The following is an 18722-nucleotide window of genomic DNA, read 5'->3' as shown; positions in this document are numbered from 1 at the left end:
CTTCCACACCTTAAAAGAAATCAGATAAAAAAGTAGGGGCTGGACAGCCCCCGCCGGTTGAATGTTTGCTTATGAGAAAATCTTAATTACCATTATCCACTGCCCAAACTGAGCCTGGCCAGGAAAATCACCCTGACAGTCTATAGTAAAATAGTATTAGTAAAAGGAATATGGTGAGTTGGCTATCTGCTTCACATGACAGGTAGCTGAGCGCTTTTTAAAGCAACGGCCATCTTTATAGGTAACAGCCTACATGATTTGCTGTGACAAACATAGGAAAAAAAATGATACAAGCAACTTCCTGTAATCATCAGCCGCATTTTCCCCGCTCCCTCCAGGCATTCACTGCCGTCAATTTTGTACCTGCCAACGTCAACAGCTTTGCTACTAAATTATCTTGTAGCTCATTCCAGGAATGTCAGCAACCAAAGAACTTCCTTTCCTGCACGGGCATGTGTAAAGAAAATGCTTCTTTCCCCTGCGTATTAATCCTTTATTAATAGTTTTATTAATTCTCCCCTCTTTTATTTGCATTATCAATGCAGGCTTTGCTTAAAAGCCCTGTAAGAAAAACCCTTTTCCACCCTTAAATTTCCATGTTATGAAGACAAGCAATTATCTCTTTGCGTTATTGGCAGCCGCATGTTTGTTGGCCTCCTGTACCAAAGCACGTCTGAAAGAAGACATTTCGCCTTTAGCGGCCGACAAAGCCCTTTCAACCGCTACCTTGAATCTCACTGCTATTCCTGGCGCACCGGGCGACCCCAATATCAAATACTTCGGCCGGTGGAACTTTGGCGATACGAGTCAGTATACGAACTATTGGGGTGGTGGCTATCTCCGCGTAAAATTTACCGGCACCACCATAAAGATGAAGGTGGGGCACCCTACCCATTATTTTGCTAAAATTGATAACGGCCCATGGGTAAGCTATCTGAATGCAAGCGGAACAATTAACCTCACGCCTACGCCCTTATCGTCCGGCACTCACACTATCAGTGTAGCACAGGGCAAGGACTATGACTATCTATTCAACTTCCAGGGCTTTATCCTGGATGCGGGCGCCACCACCAGCGCTCCTTCAGCAGCTACGGACCTGATTGAATGGATAGGCGACTCTATCACCGCCGGTTACACCGATGCGCAGGCTAACGTTTCCGGATATCCGTGGGTATGTTCTGAGCTGTTAGGTACTGAACATACACAGATTGCCTACCCCGGCATTACACTGGTAAGTGGTTATGCAAATGAAGGAAGTATGGAAGTGCAGTATTTCAAACAGCGGAATTCCTCACAGGCAAATTCACCGGACTGGGATTTTACCAGGTATACGCCCAAGATCATTGTCATCAACCTGGGGACCAATGATAACGGCAAACAGGTACCAGACGCACAGTTCCAGAGTTCTTACATCGCATTTCTGGCTAACATCCGGAACAAATTTCCCAATGCAGAGATCTTTGTCATGAGAACCTTTATCAATGTAAAAACAACACCCACCCTTGCGGCAGTCAATGCCAGGATTGCGGCCGGCGACAACAAACTGCATTATATCAACACGGACGGCTGGATGACCAACGCTGATTATACCGATGGCCTTCATCCAAGTGTAAGCGGCAATATTAAAGCCGCCAATCTGTTGAAACCAATCTTAGAACCCTATCTCACCGGTGTACCGGCAAGTGCGGTAACCTTTTACCAGGATGTGAACTATGGCGGTGCTGCCAGTCAGCCGATACCAGTAGGCAATTACACCCTGTCCCAGATGGCGGCCAAAGGCATTCCGAATGACTGGGCTTCCTCTGTAAAAGTACCCGCAGGCCGTACTTTGATTATGTATGCAGATGATAATTTCAGCGGCACCTCATGGACCAGAACCAGCGACACGCCCAATTTTACTACATTGAGCCCCAATGCCAACGACCAGGTGTCTTCCATAAAAGTGCAGTAAAAAATATTTGTATTGACAACAGCGGGTATCTCATTAAAAGAGATGCCCGCTTTTAATGAGCAAAAAAACGATGTTCTTTCATTCCGAAACACTTGCTAATATAACATTCCAAGGTTTGATGGTAATGAGCGGGATTTATTTAAAAAGGAAAATTTGGGGAATGGGAAGTGCAAACAATGATCAGTTACTTTTATTTGGGTTCAACTTTATAAGTGCAACGTCTTCCATCGTTCAGCACGTGTTCTACCCGGTTTACTTTAGCATCCAGCACTTCCCTGAAAATATTCAGTTCAGCTTTACAGAAACCCTGACAGGCAGTAGCGGCAGTACAAATGGGACAATGATCTTCAATCAGCAGATAACTTTCTCCTGCTTTCTCGTAACGGGCCATGTATCCCTCCTGGTCACGCAATGCGGCCAACTTTCTTACGCGTGATTCCAATTCGTTGTCGTCGCCTATGTTTTTTAAATAACGTTCTTTGCTCTCTTCTGCATTTGCGGCTATCACAGATTTTAATCCTTCTTCGCCAAACAGTGTTCTTACTTTATTGATCAACTTCACAGATATTTCCGCATGTGCATCCGGAAAACGGGAATGTCCGGCGGGTGCCAATGCCCATACCTGTTGCGGACGCCCGCGACCTTTCACTTCTGTTGATGCTACCACAAGACCTTCATTGGCCAGCTTTATCAGATGAAAGCGCGCCCCTTCGGTAGACAGTCCTAGTTCCTTTGCCAATGCAATGAGTGGCATAGGACCATTTCTCTTCAGGATGAGTAAAGCCTTTTCATTTTCTCCCATCATAGCTAAAAATATTAAACGCAAATATACAAAAAGAATATTTGGTTTAATAGGCATAATGCCCACTGAAATATGCTTTTACAACCCTGTATTACGTTTTTTGAATACGGTCAGATGGTAGCCACGATATCTAAAACACATTTTAAATAACTAAAAATCAATACTTTATAATAATAATTACCTCTATAAATAATTCCTATAGCCCTATCAATATTTAACATATTTTACACAGTGTTTATTTGGTTTAATATTTTTGTTCTACTTTTGAGGCGTAAACAGATTTCTCATCCTAATAACTAATATCATGGCATTTCAACTTCCATCTCTTCCATATGAGCACAGTGCATTGGAACCATATATAGATACCTTAACCATGGAAATACATCATGGAAAACATCACCAGGCGTATGTAGATAATCTCAATAAAGCCATTGCAGGCACTCCGCACGAAAACAAAACGCTGGTCGAACTGGTGGCCCACGCAGGCGCCATCAGCACACCCGTTAGAAATAACGCAGGAGGGCATTGGAACCATAGTTTCTTCTGGGAAAGTCTTTCTCCTGCCGGCGGAGGCGCTCCTGAAGGAGCATTGGCGGACACGATCGATGCCACGTTTGGCTCTTTTGATCAGTTCCAGGCACAATTCAACGCAGCAGCCATCTCCCGCTTCGGCTCCGGATGGGCATGGCTTATATTGAACCAGGAAGGTACCCTGCAAATCACTTCTACCCCCAACCAGGATAATCCACTGATGGATATTGCAGAGGTAAAAGGTATTCCTGTTATCGGTGTAGATGTATGGGAACACGCTTATTATCTCAAATACCAGAACAAACGCGCCGATTACCTGGGCGCTTACTGGAACCTGCTCAACTGGAAACAAGCTTCTCAATTATATACCACCAACAAATGATTCAACCTATAAAATACGCAGCTTATACCGGCATGACAGCGATCCTGCTGTCGATGCTGGTAGGTTGCGGTCAAAGCAACCTACACACGGAAGGCCCATCTGCGCCGCAGGAATTTCCTGTTATTACAATCGCTCCAAAAGATGCTGAATTGTATTTCGATTACCCGGCCACTGTACGCGGGCAACAGAACGTAGACATCAGACCTAAAATAGACGGCTATATATCCGATATCCTGGTAGACGAAGGTGCAAAGGTGAAAAAGGGACAGCTACTTTTCCGTATCAGTAACCCGGTGTATGAACAGGAAGTGGTTACTGCACAGGCATCCATCAAAAGAGCAGAAGCGGCTGTAAACACTGCACAAATGAAAGTACTGAAAACCGAGCCACTGGTGAAGAAAGAAATTATCAGTGAATTCGATCTGCAAACGGCTCACCTGGAACTGGATGCCCGGCAGGCAGAACTGGCGCAGGCCAGGGCCGCACTCAGGAACGCAAGTACCAATCTTGGTTATACCACTATATATAGTCCGGCTGCCGGCGTAATAGGCATCCTTCCTTACAAAAAGGGAAGCCTGGTGGGCAGCACAGCGGAACAACCACTTACCGTATTATCCGATATTTCTAACGTGCACGTATACTTTTCCTTTTCGGAAAAGCAGTTGCTCGACCTGATAGATAATACGGGGCATAGTGGTTCCGAAGATGCACTGAAACAATTACCACCTGTTCAGCTGGTACTGGCCAATGGCAGTATTTACCCGGAGCAAGGTTCCATTGAAACAACAGGAGGACAAATCAATTCCGCCACAGGTGCTATCAGCATGCGGGCCCTGTTCTCCAATAAATCAGGCATTATACGCAGCGGAAGCAGCGCCACCATCCGCATTTCCCAACCGGTAAAAAATGCGCTGATTGTACCCGCCAAAGCAACCTACGAAGTACAGGGCAAAAAATTTGTGGTGAAGATCGACAGCACAGGCACTGCACAATCCGTTGAGATTAAAGTAAACGCCCTCCCGGCAGGTGATGCCTTTATCGTAAAAAGCGGGCTGCAACGCGGCGACCGCATCGTTTCCCAAGATGTGGGAACGATAAAAGACGGCGATAAAATCAAACCCAAAAGTACCGTAACAGCAACGGCTGCACGATAATTTAACGGCAGTCCATTCAGCTCAGGCAATGCCTCTCACAAGGCATGCCTTAGCTACTGCTTTACCCGGAAAATAGAGAATTATGTTAAAGAAATTTGTAGATAACCCGGTACTTTCTACCGTTATCTCCATCATCATCGTCATATTGGGAATTCTGGGACTTACCACACTACCCATTTCACAATACCCGGAAATAGCGCCGCCTACGGTCCAGGTTTCGGCAGCCTACCAGGGCGCCAACGCCGATGTGGTTATGAAAAGCGTGATCATTCCACTTGAAGAACAGATCAACGGTGTGGAGCATATGACTTATATGACCTCCAAAGCCAGTAACGACGGCACCGCCGTTATTACGGTCAACTTCGAGCAGGGTACCGATCCGGACCTGGCCGCCATCAACGTACAAAACCGCGTGGCAAAAGCCACAGGCGTAATGCCGCCGGAAGTATTGAAAACAGGTATCACTACCACCAAAAAAATCAATGCGCAGATCTTCGGATTCTTCCTTTACAGTGAAAGTAATTCGTATGATATCAGCTTCCTGGACAACTACATGCGCATCAATATCATCCCGGAACTCAAACGTATCCCTGGTGTAGCGGATTTTGAGATCTGGAGCGACCAGACCTATTCCATGCGCATCTGGCTGAAACCCGATGTAATGGCCGCTTATGGACTGATGCCGGACGATGTTGTGAAAGCCCTGTCGGAGCAAAACATTGAAGCCGCTCCGGGCAAACTGGGAGAAAACAGTAAAAAGACATTTGAATATGTACTGAAATATACCGGCCGCCTGGAAGCACCTGAACAATTTGAAGACATCGTGCTGAAGGCCACCAACAGTGGCCAGATACTGCGTTTGAAAGATGTAGCCAGGGTAGAAATGGGTGCATTCAATTACAACATGAACCTGACCGCCTATGCTCACCCTTCTTCCGGAGGATCTGTGATACAATCTGCCGGTGCAAATGCACATGAGATCAACGAAAAAGTGGAAGCGATGCTGAATAAAGCGTCCGTCAATTTTCCAGCTGGCGTGAAATGGGCCACGTTTAATAACGTCAACAGTTTCCTCGATGCTTCTATCGCCAAACTGGTGCAAACGTTGATAGAAGCGTTTATCCTGGTATTCATCATTGTATTCATCTTCCTGCAGGACTTCCGGTCTACTTTAATCCCCGCCATTGCAGTACCTGTATCGATTATCGGTACTTTCTTCTTCCTGAAGATATTTGGTTTTACACTCAACCTGCTAACCCTGTTTGCGCTGGTACTGGCCATCGGGATTGTGGTAGATGATGCCATTGTAGTAGTGGAAGCCGTGCACGCAAAAATAGACCAGGGCGCCAGATCTGCCAGGAAAGCGACTTTGCATGCCATGCATGAAATCAGTGCGGCTATTATATCCATCACCCTGATTATGGCCGCCGTGTTTGTACCGGTTACCTTTATACAAGGCTCTGCAGGTGTATTCTACAAACAATTCGGACTTACACTGGCGGTAGCCATTATTATTTCAGCGGTAAATGCGCTGACCTTAAGTCCTGCGCTTTGTGCCCTGTTCCTGAAACCTCATCATGAAGAAACCGTTCATAAAAAGAACCTGCTGCAAAGATTCTTCATGGCATTTAATACCGCGTTTACCGCTATAACGGACAGGTATATACGCGCTATTAAATTCCTGGTCAAGCGTAAATGGATCAGCGTAGCAGGTATTGCCGGGTTTGCCGTATTGCTGGTATTCTTCCTGAAAACCACTCCTACCGGCTTTGTTCCCAACGAAGATTCAGGCGCTATTTACGGTGATATTATTTTACCGCCCGCTTCTACGCTGGAACAAACCACGAAGATCACCGACCTGGTAGACAGTATTGTTCGCGCCATACCGGAAGTAGAAGTAAGTTCCCGCCTGGTGGGTATGAACCTGATCAGTGGCACCGGCGGCGCTTACGGCTGCCTGTTCATTGCCCTGAAACCCTGGAAAGAAAGGACGAAGAAAGGGCAGGATATCAATAGCCTGGTAGGGCAACTATTTGCACAAACACGACAGATAAAAGGAGCTGACATCATCTTTTTCGCTGCCCCTACCCTTCAGGGATTTGGCAATAACTCAGGATTTGAAATACAATTACTGGATAAAGCAGGTGGCAGCTACGAGAATTTTGGTTCCTCTGTTGACCGGTTTATGGATGGTTTAAGAAAACGTCCTGAAATTATGTACGCGGCTACACCATATAACACCAACCTGCCGCAATACAAAGTGAAAGTGAATGTGCCGCTGGCGAAAGAAGCGGGTGTAGATGTGGGAAGCCTTTTAAGAACATTGCAAGGCTATCTCGGAGGTATATACGCTTCTGATTTCAACCGGTTTGGTAAACAGTATAAAGTAATGTTGCAATCAACCCCGGATTACCGTGCAGAAGAAGCCGACCTGGAAAAGATATATGTCCGGAACGATAAAGGCGACATGGCGCCGGTTTCTTCTTTTGTTACATTGGAAAGAACCAGTGGTCCGGAATTTATCAACCGTTTCAATCTTTATACTGCCGCCGCCGTGAGTGGAGCCCCCAATCCGGGTTACAGCTCGGGCGATGCGATCCGCGCCATCCAGGACGTAGCCAGGCAAACATTACCGAGAGGCATTGATTTCGACTACAGCGCATTGACCAGGGAAGAGATCAACAGTGGCAATCAGACCCTCATTATCTTCGGTCTCTGCCTGATATTCGTTTATTTCCTGCTGAGTGCCCAGTACAAAAGCTATATACTTCCTTTGGCGGTACTATTGTCTTTGCCCATCGGACTGGCCGGCGCGTTTCTCTTTGCCCGCATAGCAGGATTAGATAATAATATCTTCCTCCAGATCAGTCTTATTATGCTGATCGGGTTACTTGCCAAAAACGCTATCCTGATTGTTGAATTTTCTGTACAACGCAGGCACAGCGGATTAAGTCTTGTGCGCTCGGCGGTGTCGGCAGCGGCGGCCAGGTTACGTCCTATTCTCATGACCTCCTTCGCATTCGTTTTCGGGCTGATTCCTCTGATGCTGGCCAGCGGAGTAGGCGCATTAAGCAACCGCTCCATCGGTACAGCCGCTGTGGGAGGTATGTTAATAGGAACCGTATTCGGCATCTTCGTTATACCCGTACTCTTTATCATATTCCAGGCATTACACGAACGCATCAGCGGACACCCGCTGCAAGAACGCAGGGAAGAGGAACAGGAAGAAATAATGGAAAGAAGCCCTGTGCATTTTTAAACGTTCAATACAAAGCATCATGAAATATGGATATATAGGACTGGTGGTATTAGGGTTATCGGTTGTTTCCTGTAAGATAACAAGGCCGTACACATCTCCGGAGGCCGGTCCCTCCTCCCTCTACCGGGAACAATCCGGTACCGACACTGCCAATATCGCTTCCGTTAACTGGAGCGACTTCTTTAAAGACACAACACTCCAGGCACTCATTGCAAAAGGATTACAGGAAAACCTGGATATGAAAATGGCCGTACAGCGGATCATGGCGGCACAGGCGAGTTACCGGCAAAGCAAACTGGCCTTCCTCCCCGATTTGAATGGAAGTGTGTCGGTAAAAGAATCCCGGCTTTCTTTTCCACAAGGCTACGGCATCATTAACAGTGCCACGCAATATGACCTGGGTTTCACCGCCGGCTGGGAAGCAGATATATGGGGAAAATTAAGAAGCGGGAAACGCGCTGCTCTGGCCAATTTACTGGCTACCGACGCTGCTAAACGGGCTATCCGGAGTAAACTCGTCAGCGATATCGCAGTGGCCTACTATTCACTGCTCGCGCTGGATGCACAACTGAAAGTGCTGGAACTCACACTGAAAAACAGGAAAGAAGATGTGGCCGCCATGCGGGATCTGAAAGCCTCTGCTATTGTAAATGGTGCTGCCATTGTACAAAGTGAGGCCAACCAGTATACCGTGGAAGTAGCCATTCCTGATACAAAACGACAGATCAGGGAAACAGAAAATTTACTCTGCATGTTGTTAAGCATGCCTTCCGGGACCATTGAGCGGAGCAGTCTTTCCACGCAGTTGCTACCCGGCACACTGACGGTAGGAGTACCTGCACAGTTACTCCGCTTCAGACCAGATGTGCAGGAGGCAGAACTAACGTTCCGCTCCGCATTCGAAATGACCAATATCGCCAGAACCGCCTTCTACCCAACGCTAAGTATAAGCGCCAGCGGAGGTTTCAGCAGTTTTGACTTCTCTCAATGGTTTACTGGTACAGGGCTTTTTGCCAATGTGGTAGGAGGACTTACACAACCTGTTTTTAACCGGGGATTAAATACCGCCCGTTTGAAAACAGCAGAGGCAAAGCAACAGGAAGCATTTTACAATTTCAGCAAATCTTTGCTGACCGCAGGCAGAGAAGTATCCGATGCTTTATACGCATTGCAATCGGCCCGTGAAAAAGAAAGCGGCCGTTCAAGACAGCTCGTTGCCCTGGAGAAGTCGGTTGAATTTACAAAAGACCTGTTGCGTTACAGCGAAACAACTAATTATACAGATGTACTTACTTCTGAGCAGCATTTACTTTCTGCGCAGATGGGACAGATCGGAGATCAATTGCAGCAATGGCAGGCGGTTATTGCCCTCTATAGGGCAGTGGGAGGTGGAGCCATGTAGTTTGGACTAGGTTTTAGTAAAAGCAAGAAACCCAATGCGCTTGATTGAGCATTGGGTTTTCTTGCGTGTGTACGTCGTTAAATAATCACTTTCTACCGGAGAAACCGTCTCACCAATTCTTCCTGCAATGATTTGCCCCGGTCCTCATTATACCAGTTTTGAAGTGCTACCTTGCTGGCTTCCGCATCTGCCTGATCTGCTTTCAGCTGCTCCCGCAGCGTTTGCGCACCAACAGGCCTGGGCCCCCATACAAAGAGGTCATTGCCGGCCATGTCCCTCACAATAAGTTTGGGAATACTTTTGGTGCCAGCCGTCAGGTAGCTTTCAATCAGCAACGGAGGCGTATCCCGCAGCTGGATATCATAGCTGATCCCGTCATTTTGTTCCGTCATCCGTATCAGAAAGGGAATGATATGTGCGGCATCTCCACACCAGGGCTCCGTAATTATTATCCAATGCTGCCGCTCAGATATTTCCTTTATCCTGTTTACCAGCTTTTCGTCCAGCACCAGCTGTTTATCCCAGCGGCGCATGCGGGACTTATTCAACCTGGTATAATTGAAATACTGCTCGTTGTTATACGGATACCCGGGATTCGGGTTATCCAGTATTTCGTCAAATAGCTGCTTATACGCTTCGTAGTTCATATGCACCACAAAAATAGGCATTTATTAATTCCGGCCGGCCATTACGCCACCATCCACATCCCATATGGCGCCGGTTACCCAGCTGGTATGGTCCGACAGCAAAAAGACGATCGTCTGCGCCACATCTTCGGCCTGCCCTACGCGGCCAATCGGGTGAAAGCCGTTAAAACCTTCAAGGGTCTGTTTGATCGCATCCTTTTCAATAAACGATTGATAGATGGGCGTTACCACTACCGCAGGAGACACTGCATTGACGCGGATGTTGTAATCGGCCAGTTCCATGGCCAGGTGTTGTGTAAAACTATGCAGTCCTGCTTTAGCCATAGAATAGGCAGCAGAAGGCGTTGCTTTGATAGCCTGCTTTGCCCACATAGAACCTACGTTTACAATAGCTCCTCCCCCATTGCCTTTCATAACATGGGTTGCTGCCTGGGTAATAAAGAAAAAGGATTTATTAAAGGCATGATAGGTATCATAGTCTGCTTCCGTATGCTCCAGGAATGTTTTCGGTTTAAAATAACCGGCGGCATTTACCAGGTAAGCCAGTTCAGGTAGTTCCGTCGTGATACCGGCTGCGAAAGCCATTACTGCTGTCATATTCGCCAGGTCTACCTGGTAAAATTTCACCTTACCGATCCTGGAAAGCGCTTTTTCAGCCGCTATGATATTTTCTTTGTCCCGCGCCACGATGGCCACTTCCACATCCTGTTTCAGTAACAGTTCTGCTGTTGCCCGGCCAATACCGGTAGTGCCGCCCACGATTAATGCTTGTTTCATTTTTGCTATTTTAAAGTTATTTCTACCGGAATGATATTCCGGCGAAAAGTTTACAATGCAAAATTCGCTCACACTATTCCCCCAGGAAAGGGACAAAAGTGAAAATGAATGGTAATTTTCGGAGAGATGGGAATGCCAGGGTGCTTTTTATGGGACATAGGTGATAAACCATTCCGCTATAGACGAGGTAGTTGATTACTGTACCGTTTTACGGAACCCGGATGGAGAAATACCTGCGTGCTTCTTGAAATACTTTACAAAATAAGAAGGATCGTCAAATCCAAGACGGTAGCCCACCTGGTTTACATTCAGGCTGGAGTGCAACAAAAAGCGTTTCGCCTCCAGGATGATACGCTCCTGTATCATCTGCAACGGGGTTTTATTCAATTGCTGATGCGTAAGATCTGTCAGGGTACGCGGGGAAACATGCATGATAGCTGCATATTCCGCCACCGTGAGTCCTTTTTTATAATTTTCACTGATAAGATTTACAAAATGTATGAGCTGCAAACGTTTTTCGTCCACCAAAAACGGGGCCTTCCCCTGGATTTTATCATATTCATTTTTACGTCGCTGTACCTGTATCAGAAAAGATTTCAGGTAGGTTCTGAGCAATTCTTCTTTTCCAAATGCTGTATCCTCTGCCAGTTCCGCATTGATCTGTTGAATGTACTCTCCCAGTATCGGTTCAATACCTTTACCGATGCAACAGGATGGCGTCTGATAGGGATTATTAAACAAACTGCATTTTAAAAAAAAGTCTATCTCTGTATCTTTCTGCACCAAAAAAGATTCATTAAAATGTATCAGTACCCCTTCATAATCTGTATGCTGATCAAAATAATGCACCTGGTTGGGAGCGATAAAAAAGATCGCATTCTCCAATACATCATACGCTTTAAAATCTACGAAATGCGTGCCCTTACCCGACTGAAACCAGATGATCTGGTAATAGCTGTGGATATGTGGCTTAGTGGTATCAGCCTGGTTTTTCCGCAGGTAGCTGCCAAGATCATGAATGGCAAACTGCAACTGCTGCGGCTTTTCTTTGTGCAGATGATACTCGTTGATAACATTTGCTTTCTCTTTACTCATGACGGCCGGATTTTTTGAATGAACACACCGATAGATAGCTGCAACTTTACTGAATGCAAATCATAACGAAGTTACCGGATGTTGGTTAAAGTAGCAATGCCGGTGACTTGCATTTGAAAGAAGCAGACCACCTTTGGGCCTGCATGGCCCGGGCATTATGCGCCAACAGCCAGGGGCGATTTGCCGGAATTTACCATGAATTCTCCCAAAAGTACAGTAGACTTGCGTTTCAATACCCACAATTTTGCAATATGGGAAAAACAAACCGGATCACCATTATCGGCGCAGGGTTAAGCGGGCTTACACTGGCCTACCTGTTGCATAAGGCAGGAACAAAAGTCAATATACTGGAAGCCTCTCCGCGTATAGGAGGACGTATTCAGACCCAAACGGGACAACGGGGTACTCCGATGGAACTGGGCGCCACCTGGTTTTCGGATCAGCCCCCGCACCTGATAGCACTCACGGAAGAATTGGGACTTACCAGGTTTCCGCAATTTGCGGAAGGCATCTCCCTTTTTCAAACTAAATCTTTTGAGCCGCCGCAACAGTTTTATATTCCTGCATCTGACGCGCCTTCCTACCGGCTGGCGGGCGGTACAAAAGTACTCATTGATGCTTTGCTGGCCCGTATCGGTGAGCATGCCGTTTCTCTGAATTCAAGGGTTACGGCCATTCACGCCGCACCGGATGGTCTTGTGGTTAGCATGGGTGCTGACCGCTCTATTACAGCCGATGCCGTAGTCACCTGTATTCCTCCGCAATTGCTGGTAGCCGGAATTACCTTTCATCCACAACTACCGGCAGCCGTAACGGATGTGTTGCCCGCCGTACAAACCTGGATGGCCGGTGCGGTTAAATTCACCATTGAATTTACTGCGCCTTTCTGGAGATCGAAGAAGATGTCGGGGATGTTATACAGTCATGCCGGCATGGTAACGGAAATGTATGATCACTCCAGTTATGACGGTGATAAATATGCGTTGACCGGTTTTTTAAATCCCGGAGCCGCCCATTATTCACAGGAAGTGCGGCAGGAATTTGTATTGCGGCAATTGCAGGAACTGTTTGGCGACGAAATAATGCAGGCCGTGGGATACTACGATAAAGTATGGAATGATGAATATCTTCTTTCCGGAACGGCTTTCATTCAACGCCCGCACCAGTACAACGGGCATCCGGTTTTCCATCAGCCTTATATGAATAACAGGTTATTCTTCTGTGGCACTGAAACATCTGCGGTTTGCGGCGGCTATATGGAAGGAGCTGTATCTGCTGCGAAAAGAACCGTCGAAGCATTGCACTATGCAGGTTTCGCCTGATAACCATCTATTGATCATATTACAAAGGGCAGATGAGTTCATCTGCCCTTTGTAATATGATCAATGCCGGAGATGTCCAAGGCGCATTCATCGTCTCTGATTCATTTTTTCTTTTCAAGCTACAATGATTATATTTGATATGACACAGAAATTAGCTATACTTATATCGTTCCATGTTATATCTGCAGCGCAGTTGCTTACAATTATTTAATATGCAATGTCTGCAGGTCGTATTACTTTTGAGAGGGATGTCAGACAACCAGTCTGCCTTAAAAAGGCCAGTATGCACCAATTCACTTATACCAGCCAGCTAGATGAACTCAATGATGAAGCGCTATTGGAACAATTCCAGCAGGGCAATACCCTTGCGTTTGAAGAATTGTACAAAAGATTCTGGGGCGTACTTTACCTCCAGGCATACCGCATATTAGTACAGGAAGAAGATGCCCAGGATATTGTACAGGAAGTATTTACCGCCCTGTGGACCAAAGCCGCCAGCATAGAGCTGTCCGGCTCTCTGGCCGCTTATCTGTATGTAGCTACGCGAAACAGGGTACTGAATATGCTCGCATCCAAACGTACTTACCAGACACACCTGTCTTCTTTGAAACATTTCATTTCAGGCACTGACAACAACTCTCTCCAATACATCACCGAAAAAGAAATGACCGCCCGTATGGAGCGTGAAATACGCGCGCTCCCCGCTAAAATGCGGGAAGTATTTGAGCTGAGCCGGAAAACAGCGCTTACTCACAGAGAAATAGCCCATCAATTGCAGCTGTCGCAGGAAACCGTGAAGAAGCAGATCAGCAATGCCATCCGCACCCTCCGTCATAAAATGGCGCACTTTTCCTTTTTCTGCTAGGTAAATCGCAGTTCCTATAAAAAATATTCTGCCGGCATCTACCCCCCTTTTTAATTTCAACTGTCTTTAATGAAAGGTACATGCCTTTTAATATGCCCATGCAGGACATCAAAAAGTTATTGAAAAAATATATTGCCGGGAAATGTACCCCGGAAGAACAACTATTAATAGAACAATGGTATCAGCAGGCTGGCGATAACAGTAAAGCTGATGTTTCCGGACTTCCTTTTGAGCAACTCGAAAGCAGCATCTGGCAACAGGTACAACAACAGACTACACCGCAGCCTAAACGGGTGCCCATGCAACGCACTACCTTGTTAAAAATAGCTGCGTCCCTGCTGCTCATCATAGGTACCGGGATGCTGATATGGTTGCCCCGTCCGGCCAAAGAAAACTGGCAGGAAGTATTTGCGTCAAAAGGAGTTCCCTTGCATTTCACACTCGACGACGGCAGCCAGGTATGGCTCAATGCGGGCAGCGGTTTGCGATATCCGGCCCATTTCACCGGCACCGACAGGAAGATAGAATTGTTATCTGGGGAAATATGCCTGGATGTAAAACAGGATCCTGCACGTCCTTTTATCATCAAATCTGGTCAGGTCAGCACCCGCGTACTGGGCACCATCTTTAATGTACGTAATTACCCGCAACTGGCTTTCCTGCAAGTGACCGTACAACAGGGGAAAGTGGCCGTGCAGGCTGACGCACAACAGACTGCAGCAGAGGTAGTGGTGCTACCCAATGAACAGCTGACCATCAACACCGCGTCTCCTGCCGTCAGTAAAACAAATGTAGATGCAAAAGCAGTGAATGGATGGACCTCCGGCAAATTGCTCTTTAACAATGAAAGACTCGATATCATCGCCATCACGCTGGAGAACAGATACCATAAAAAGATCTCTTTTGCCAGCCCTTCCCTGAGCGCCTATCGTATTACCGCAGGGATTGAGGCTACTGATTCCCTGCAGGAAGTACTGGAAGTACTTTGCCTGGCCAATAAACTCTACTATACCACAGCAGGTGAACATATTACTTTTCGTAAACAACCCATCTAAAACATATTGCCTATGCCCATCACATAAGGTCATTAAAAAACCGGCAGGAATAAATCCCGCCGGCCGCTTAAAAAGAAAAGATCAATGCGTAACGCCAATCACTTATTGATCCTTCTCTCTGGATTTTATTAACGATTTAATCAATTATTAAAACCCGTATAAAGGTATGAAAATTTATACCAGGATTGTCGTGTCCTTAATTCAACAGATCATGAAAACAGGATGCAGGTTATTTATCCTTATTCTTATGAGCACGCAACTATTGCTGGGAGCCGTTTCCAAAGGCCAGTCGCGTACCGGCGATGAAACCATCGACTGCTCTTTTTCCCGGCAATCACTCAAAGAAGCATTTAGCATCATTCAACAAAAAACAAACTACCTGTTTGTCTATAATGAACAGGTGATTGCGCCGTACAAAACCGTGGACCTGCAAGCCAGGCAAAAAACAGTGGCCTGGACGGTCAATGAACTCCTACGTAATACCAGGCTGACGTACAAAATACAAAACAACAAGATCATCATCCTGGAAAAAGAAAAGGCTGCTACTCCTCCTCCATCTCCCGCTTTTACCGTACTGGCTGCGGAAAAAGTAAAAGGCAAGGTGACTGATGAAAAAGGTACCCCGCTGCCAGGTGTAACCGTAGCCGTTAAAAATGCCAACCGGGGCGCCGTTACCGACAACGAAGGCGTTTTTTCCGTAGATGCCGCTGTAGGCGATATCCTGCTCTTTTCCATGTCTGGCTATATGCGCCGGGAAGTAACCGTGGCGGTGGGTCATCTCGGCACCATCGTACTGCAGGAAGATGTAAAAGGGCTGGAAGAAGTAGTAGTAGTGGGTTACGGAACGCAGAAAAAAAGAGATATCACCGGTTCCATCTCTTCCGTAAAAGGAAGCGAAATTGCCGAACAACCTACCACCAATGCTGCACAGGCGTTAAAAGGTAAAGTAGCCGGACTGGATGTATTCAGCAGTGGTAACGAACCTGGCGCCGGCGCTAATATCCTCCTGCGTGGACAGCGCTCTATCAAAAATGATAACAGCCCTTTGATTGTATTGGACGGAATCCCGATGGTGGGAGGTTTTAATGAAATCAACCCCAATGACATTGCCTCGGTGGAAGTGCTGAAAGATGCTTCTTCTACCGCCATCTATGGCTCCCGTGCAGCCAATGGCGTGTTGATCATTACTACCAAAAGAGGAAAAGCCGGCAAAACCAACGTGAACTACGATGCTTATTATGGCGCCACTTCCATCACAAAGAAACTGGATCTGATGAATGGTGAACAGTTTGCACAACTTCGCCGCGAAGCCGCCAGAACAGCCGATCCCAATAACAATTACCCGGCAGACGCCACGCTTTTTGATGATATTGCCCTCCAGTCACTGGCGAAAGGCAGATCTACCGACTGGCAGGATCTTATTTATCACAACGGCGCCAAACAGAATCACCAGTTGTCTGTAACCGGTGGTAAAGAAAAAACACAGTTTGCCGTTTCCTTCAACTATTTCAAGGAAAAAGGGATCATCGACAAAACAGATTTTACCCGTGGCGCCTTACGCATTAACCTCGACCACCAGGTCAACAGCCGTATCCGCATGGGCGTATCTACCCTGGCGAGTATGTCCACCCAGAATGTGACAGACAATACGGTATTTGATAACGCACTGCGTTTAAATCCGCTCGGTATTCCCTACGACAGTACCGGCAAACTGCTGTTCCGTCCCAACAACGACGAAGGCCAGCGCGTAAACCCACTATCGGTTATTCGGAACACCGTAAACCAACGCTATAAAACGCGTGTATTTGCCAGTATGTACGGCGAATGGGATATCTTCAAAGACCTCACCTACCGGTTGAATATCGGACCGGAAATGGAAGCTTCCAAAGATGGCTATTTTAAAGGCAGTGAAACGGATGATAACCAGGGAGGAAATGCCACCGCAGGTTTAAGCAATTCAGACATGTTCTCGATAACGGTAGAGAATATACTCAAATACAATAAGCAGTTATCAAAGTCGCAGCGCCTGGGCATTACCCTGTTGCAAAGCTCCCAGCAGCAAACCATCAACAGCTCCGGTATCCGTGCCAATAAGCTGCCCTATGAGGCCCAGAGCTATCACAACCTGGAAACAGCAGGCGAAGTAACCGGTATCACGAGCGACTACCGCAAATCATTGTTACTGTCTTACATGGCGCGTATCAATTATGATTACAAAAACCGCTATCTCTTTACAGTTACCGGCAGGGCCGATGGTTCTTCTGTTTTTGCCGCTGGTCATAAATGGGGGTACTTCCCTTCTGCCGCCGTTGCCTGGCGTGTAGATGCAGAACCATTTATGCAGGCGCTCCCTAAAGTGAATACATTGAAACTGCGCTTGAGTTACGGTAGCACCGGCTTTAATGGTATCCTGCCTTATGGTACTTTCAGTACGCTCAAAAAAAGCAGCTATGCTTTTGGTGAAACAGGTATGAACGGCTTCCAGCCCGCTACCATTGCGAATCCAAATCTTAAGTGGGAATCTACCGCATCCCTGAATGCCGGGATCGACTTTGGTTTGTTCAATGATCGCATTACCGGTACCGTTGAACATTATATTTCCAACACCAAAAATATCCTGTTAAGAAGAAGTATCCCTGGTAGCACCGGGTACACTGAAGTACTGGAAAACATTGGCGCCACGCGCAACAAAGGATGGGAAGTTACTATATCGACCGTCAATATAAATACTGAAAACGGTTTTCAATGGACTACCGATCTGAACTTCTCTACCAACAAAAATGAAATTGTACAACTGTATGGAGATGGAAAAGATGATATAGGTAACCAATGGTTCATTGGTCAGCCTATCAAAGTATTCTATGATTATCAGAAAACGGGGATCTGGCAAACCAGTGAAACCGAACTGGCTGCCTCTTACGGCGCCAAACCAGGACAGATAAAGCTGTTGGATAAAAATGGAGATAAAAAATACAGTGACCAGGACCGTATGATCCTCGGATCGCAATTCCCTGGCTGGATTGGCGGTATGACCAACCGTTTTTCCTATAAGGGCATGGAGCTGAATGTGGTGATCAATACACGACAGAATTACCTGATCTATTCCAGGTGGTATGAAAACAATAACCGCCTGGCCGGCAGGTACAACAATATCAATGTAGATTACTGGACGCCGGAAAATCCTACCAACGAAAATCCCCGGCCTGATAAAAACCAGGAAGGCGTATACCAGGGCGCAACACTGGCTTATAAAGACGCCTCTTTCGTAAGAATAAAAAATCTTTCCCTGGGTTATTCCCTTCCGCAATTATGGTTGCAACGTGCCGCCATTAAAACGCTGAAAATCACCCTGAGCGCTGAAAATCCATTTACGATCACCGGATACAAAGGACAGGATCCGGAATTTGAATCAGACGGCACCCGCGCCATGTACCCTACAGTGAAAATGTATGCCATCGGTCTCAATGCTGCTTTCTAATG

The 18722-nt window shown here is 46.6% G+C and carries 13 protein-coding genes and 1 pseudogene; 10 read left to right on the top strand and 4 right to left on the bottom strand.

The window, feature by feature from the left end:
- The first annotated feature begins 284 nt into the window (after positions 1–284).
- Positions 285–500 carry a hypothetical protein gene (locus BMW79_RS33745; protein ID WP_143059189.1) on the top strand — a complete coding sequence of 72 codons (216 nt, stop codon included), beginning with the start codon at positions 285–287 and terminating at the stop codon, positions 498–500.
- A gap of 101 nt (positions 501–601) precedes the next feature.
- The gene (locus BMW79_RS17040; protein WP_089896676.1) at positions 602–1951 is read left to right on the top strand and encodes a GDSL-type esterase/lipase family protein; all 1350 of its coding nucleotides are present in this window, start codon (positions 602–604) and stop codon (positions 1949–1951) included.
- Positions 1952–2141: 190 nt separating this feature from the next.
- Here BMW79_RS17040 and BMW79_RS17035 read toward each other — a convergent pair whose 3' ends face one another.
- The gene (locus BMW79_RS17035) at positions 2142–2756 is read right to left on the bottom strand and encodes a helix-turn-helix transcriptional regulator (RefSeq protein ID WP_089896926.1); all 615 of its coding nucleotides are present in this window, start codon (positions 2754–2756) and stop codon (positions 2142–2144) included.
- Positions 2757–3057: 301 nt separating this feature from the next.
- On the opposite strand from BMW79_RS17035, the gene BMW79_RS17030 reads away from it, so the two are divergent.
- The 4 genes from BMW79_RS17030 to BMW79_RS17015 all read left to right on the top strand — a co-directional run bounded on the left by BMW79_RS17030 (position 3058) and on the right by BMW79_RS17015 (position 9481).
- Positions 3058–3666 carry a superoxide dismutase gene (locus BMW79_RS17030; RefSeq protein WP_089896675.1) on the top strand — a complete coding sequence of 203 codons (609 nt, stop codon included), beginning with the start codon at positions 3058–3060 and terminating at the stop codon, positions 3664–3666.
- Complete coding sequence (locus tag BMW79_RS17025) at positions 3663–4820, top strand: efflux RND transporter periplasmic adaptor subunit (protein WP_218150327.1); 1158 nt, start codon at positions 3663–3665, stop codon at positions 4818–4820. Before BMW79_RS17030 ends, BMW79_RS17025 begins: the two co-directional genes overlap by 4 nt.
- 82 nt (positions 4821–4902) lie before the next feature.
- Positions 4903–8079 (top strand): efflux RND transporter permease subunit, encoded by a 3177-nt coding sequence (locus BMW79_RS17020; RefSeq protein ID WP_089896674.1) that lies wholly within the window; start codon positions 4903–4905, stop codon positions 8077–8079.
- A 19-nt stretch (positions 8080–8098) separates the two neighbouring features.
- Positions 8099–9481, top strand: coding sequence for an efflux transporter outer membrane subunit (locus BMW79_RS17015; protein WP_089896673.1), 1383 nt, complete (start codon positions 8099–8101; stop codon positions 9479–9481).
- A gap of 215 nt (positions 9482–9696) precedes the next feature.
- On the opposite strand, the pseudogene BMW79_RS17010 reads toward BMW79_RS17015, so the two are convergent.
- From BMW79_RS17010 to BMW79_RS17000, 3 genes and pseudogenes are all read right to left on the bottom strand, one after another.
- Positions 9697–10128, bottom strand: a pseudogene (locus BMW79_RS17010) (thioredoxin family protein); the annotation flags it as partial.
- A gap of 24 nt (positions 10129–10152) precedes the next feature.
- Positions 10153–10905, bottom strand: coding sequence for an SDR family NAD(P)-dependent oxidoreductase (locus tag BMW79_RS17005; protein ID WP_089896672.1), 753 nt, complete (start codon positions 10903–10905; stop codon positions 10153–10155).
- 195 nt (positions 10906–11100) lie between these two features.
- Entirely contained in the window at positions 11101–12000 is a 900-nt protein-coding gene (locus tag BMW79_RS17000; protein WP_089896671.1) for an AraC family transcriptional regulator, read from the bottom strand.
- 251 nt (positions 12001–12251) lie between these two features.
- Between BMW79_RS17000 and BMW79_RS16995 the strand changes: the two genes are divergently transcribed.
- The 4 genes from BMW79_RS16995 to BMW79_RS16980 all read left to right on the top strand — a co-directional run bounded on the left by BMW79_RS16995 (position 12252) and on the right by BMW79_RS16980 (position 18720).
- The gene (locus tag BMW79_RS16995) at positions 12252–13322 is read left to right on the top strand and encodes a flavin monoamine oxidase family protein (protein WP_089896670.1); all 1071 of its coding nucleotides are present in this window, start codon (positions 12252–12254) and stop codon (positions 13320–13322) included.
- 283 nt (positions 13323–13605) lie between these two features.
- Complete coding sequence (locus BMW79_RS16990) at positions 13606–14187, top strand: RNA polymerase sigma factor (protein WP_177192212.1); 582 nt, start codon at positions 13606–13608, stop codon at positions 14185–14187.
- Between the two features lie 80 nt (positions 14188–14267).
- A complete protein-coding gene (locus BMW79_RS16985; protein WP_089896668.1) occupies positions 14268–15242 on the top strand; it encodes a FecR family protein in 975 nt (324 codons plus the stop codon).
- A gap of 247 nt (positions 15243–15489) precedes the next feature.
- On the top strand, positions 15490–18720 hold the full coding sequence (locus BMW79_RS16980; protein ID WP_177192211.1) for a TonB-dependent receptor: 3231 nt from the start codon (positions 15490–15492) through the stop codon (positions 18718–18720).
- The last annotated feature ends 2 nt before the right edge of the window (positions 18721–18722 follow it).

It is taken from the genome of Chitinophaga arvensicola (assembly GCF_900110835.1).
GTDB lineage: Bacteria > Bacteroidota > Bacteroidia > Chitinophagales > Chitinophagaceae > Chitinophaga > Chitinophaga arvensicola.
Note: the sequence above shows the minus strand (reverse complement) of the source record. Positions and strands in the feature narration are given on the sequence as shown.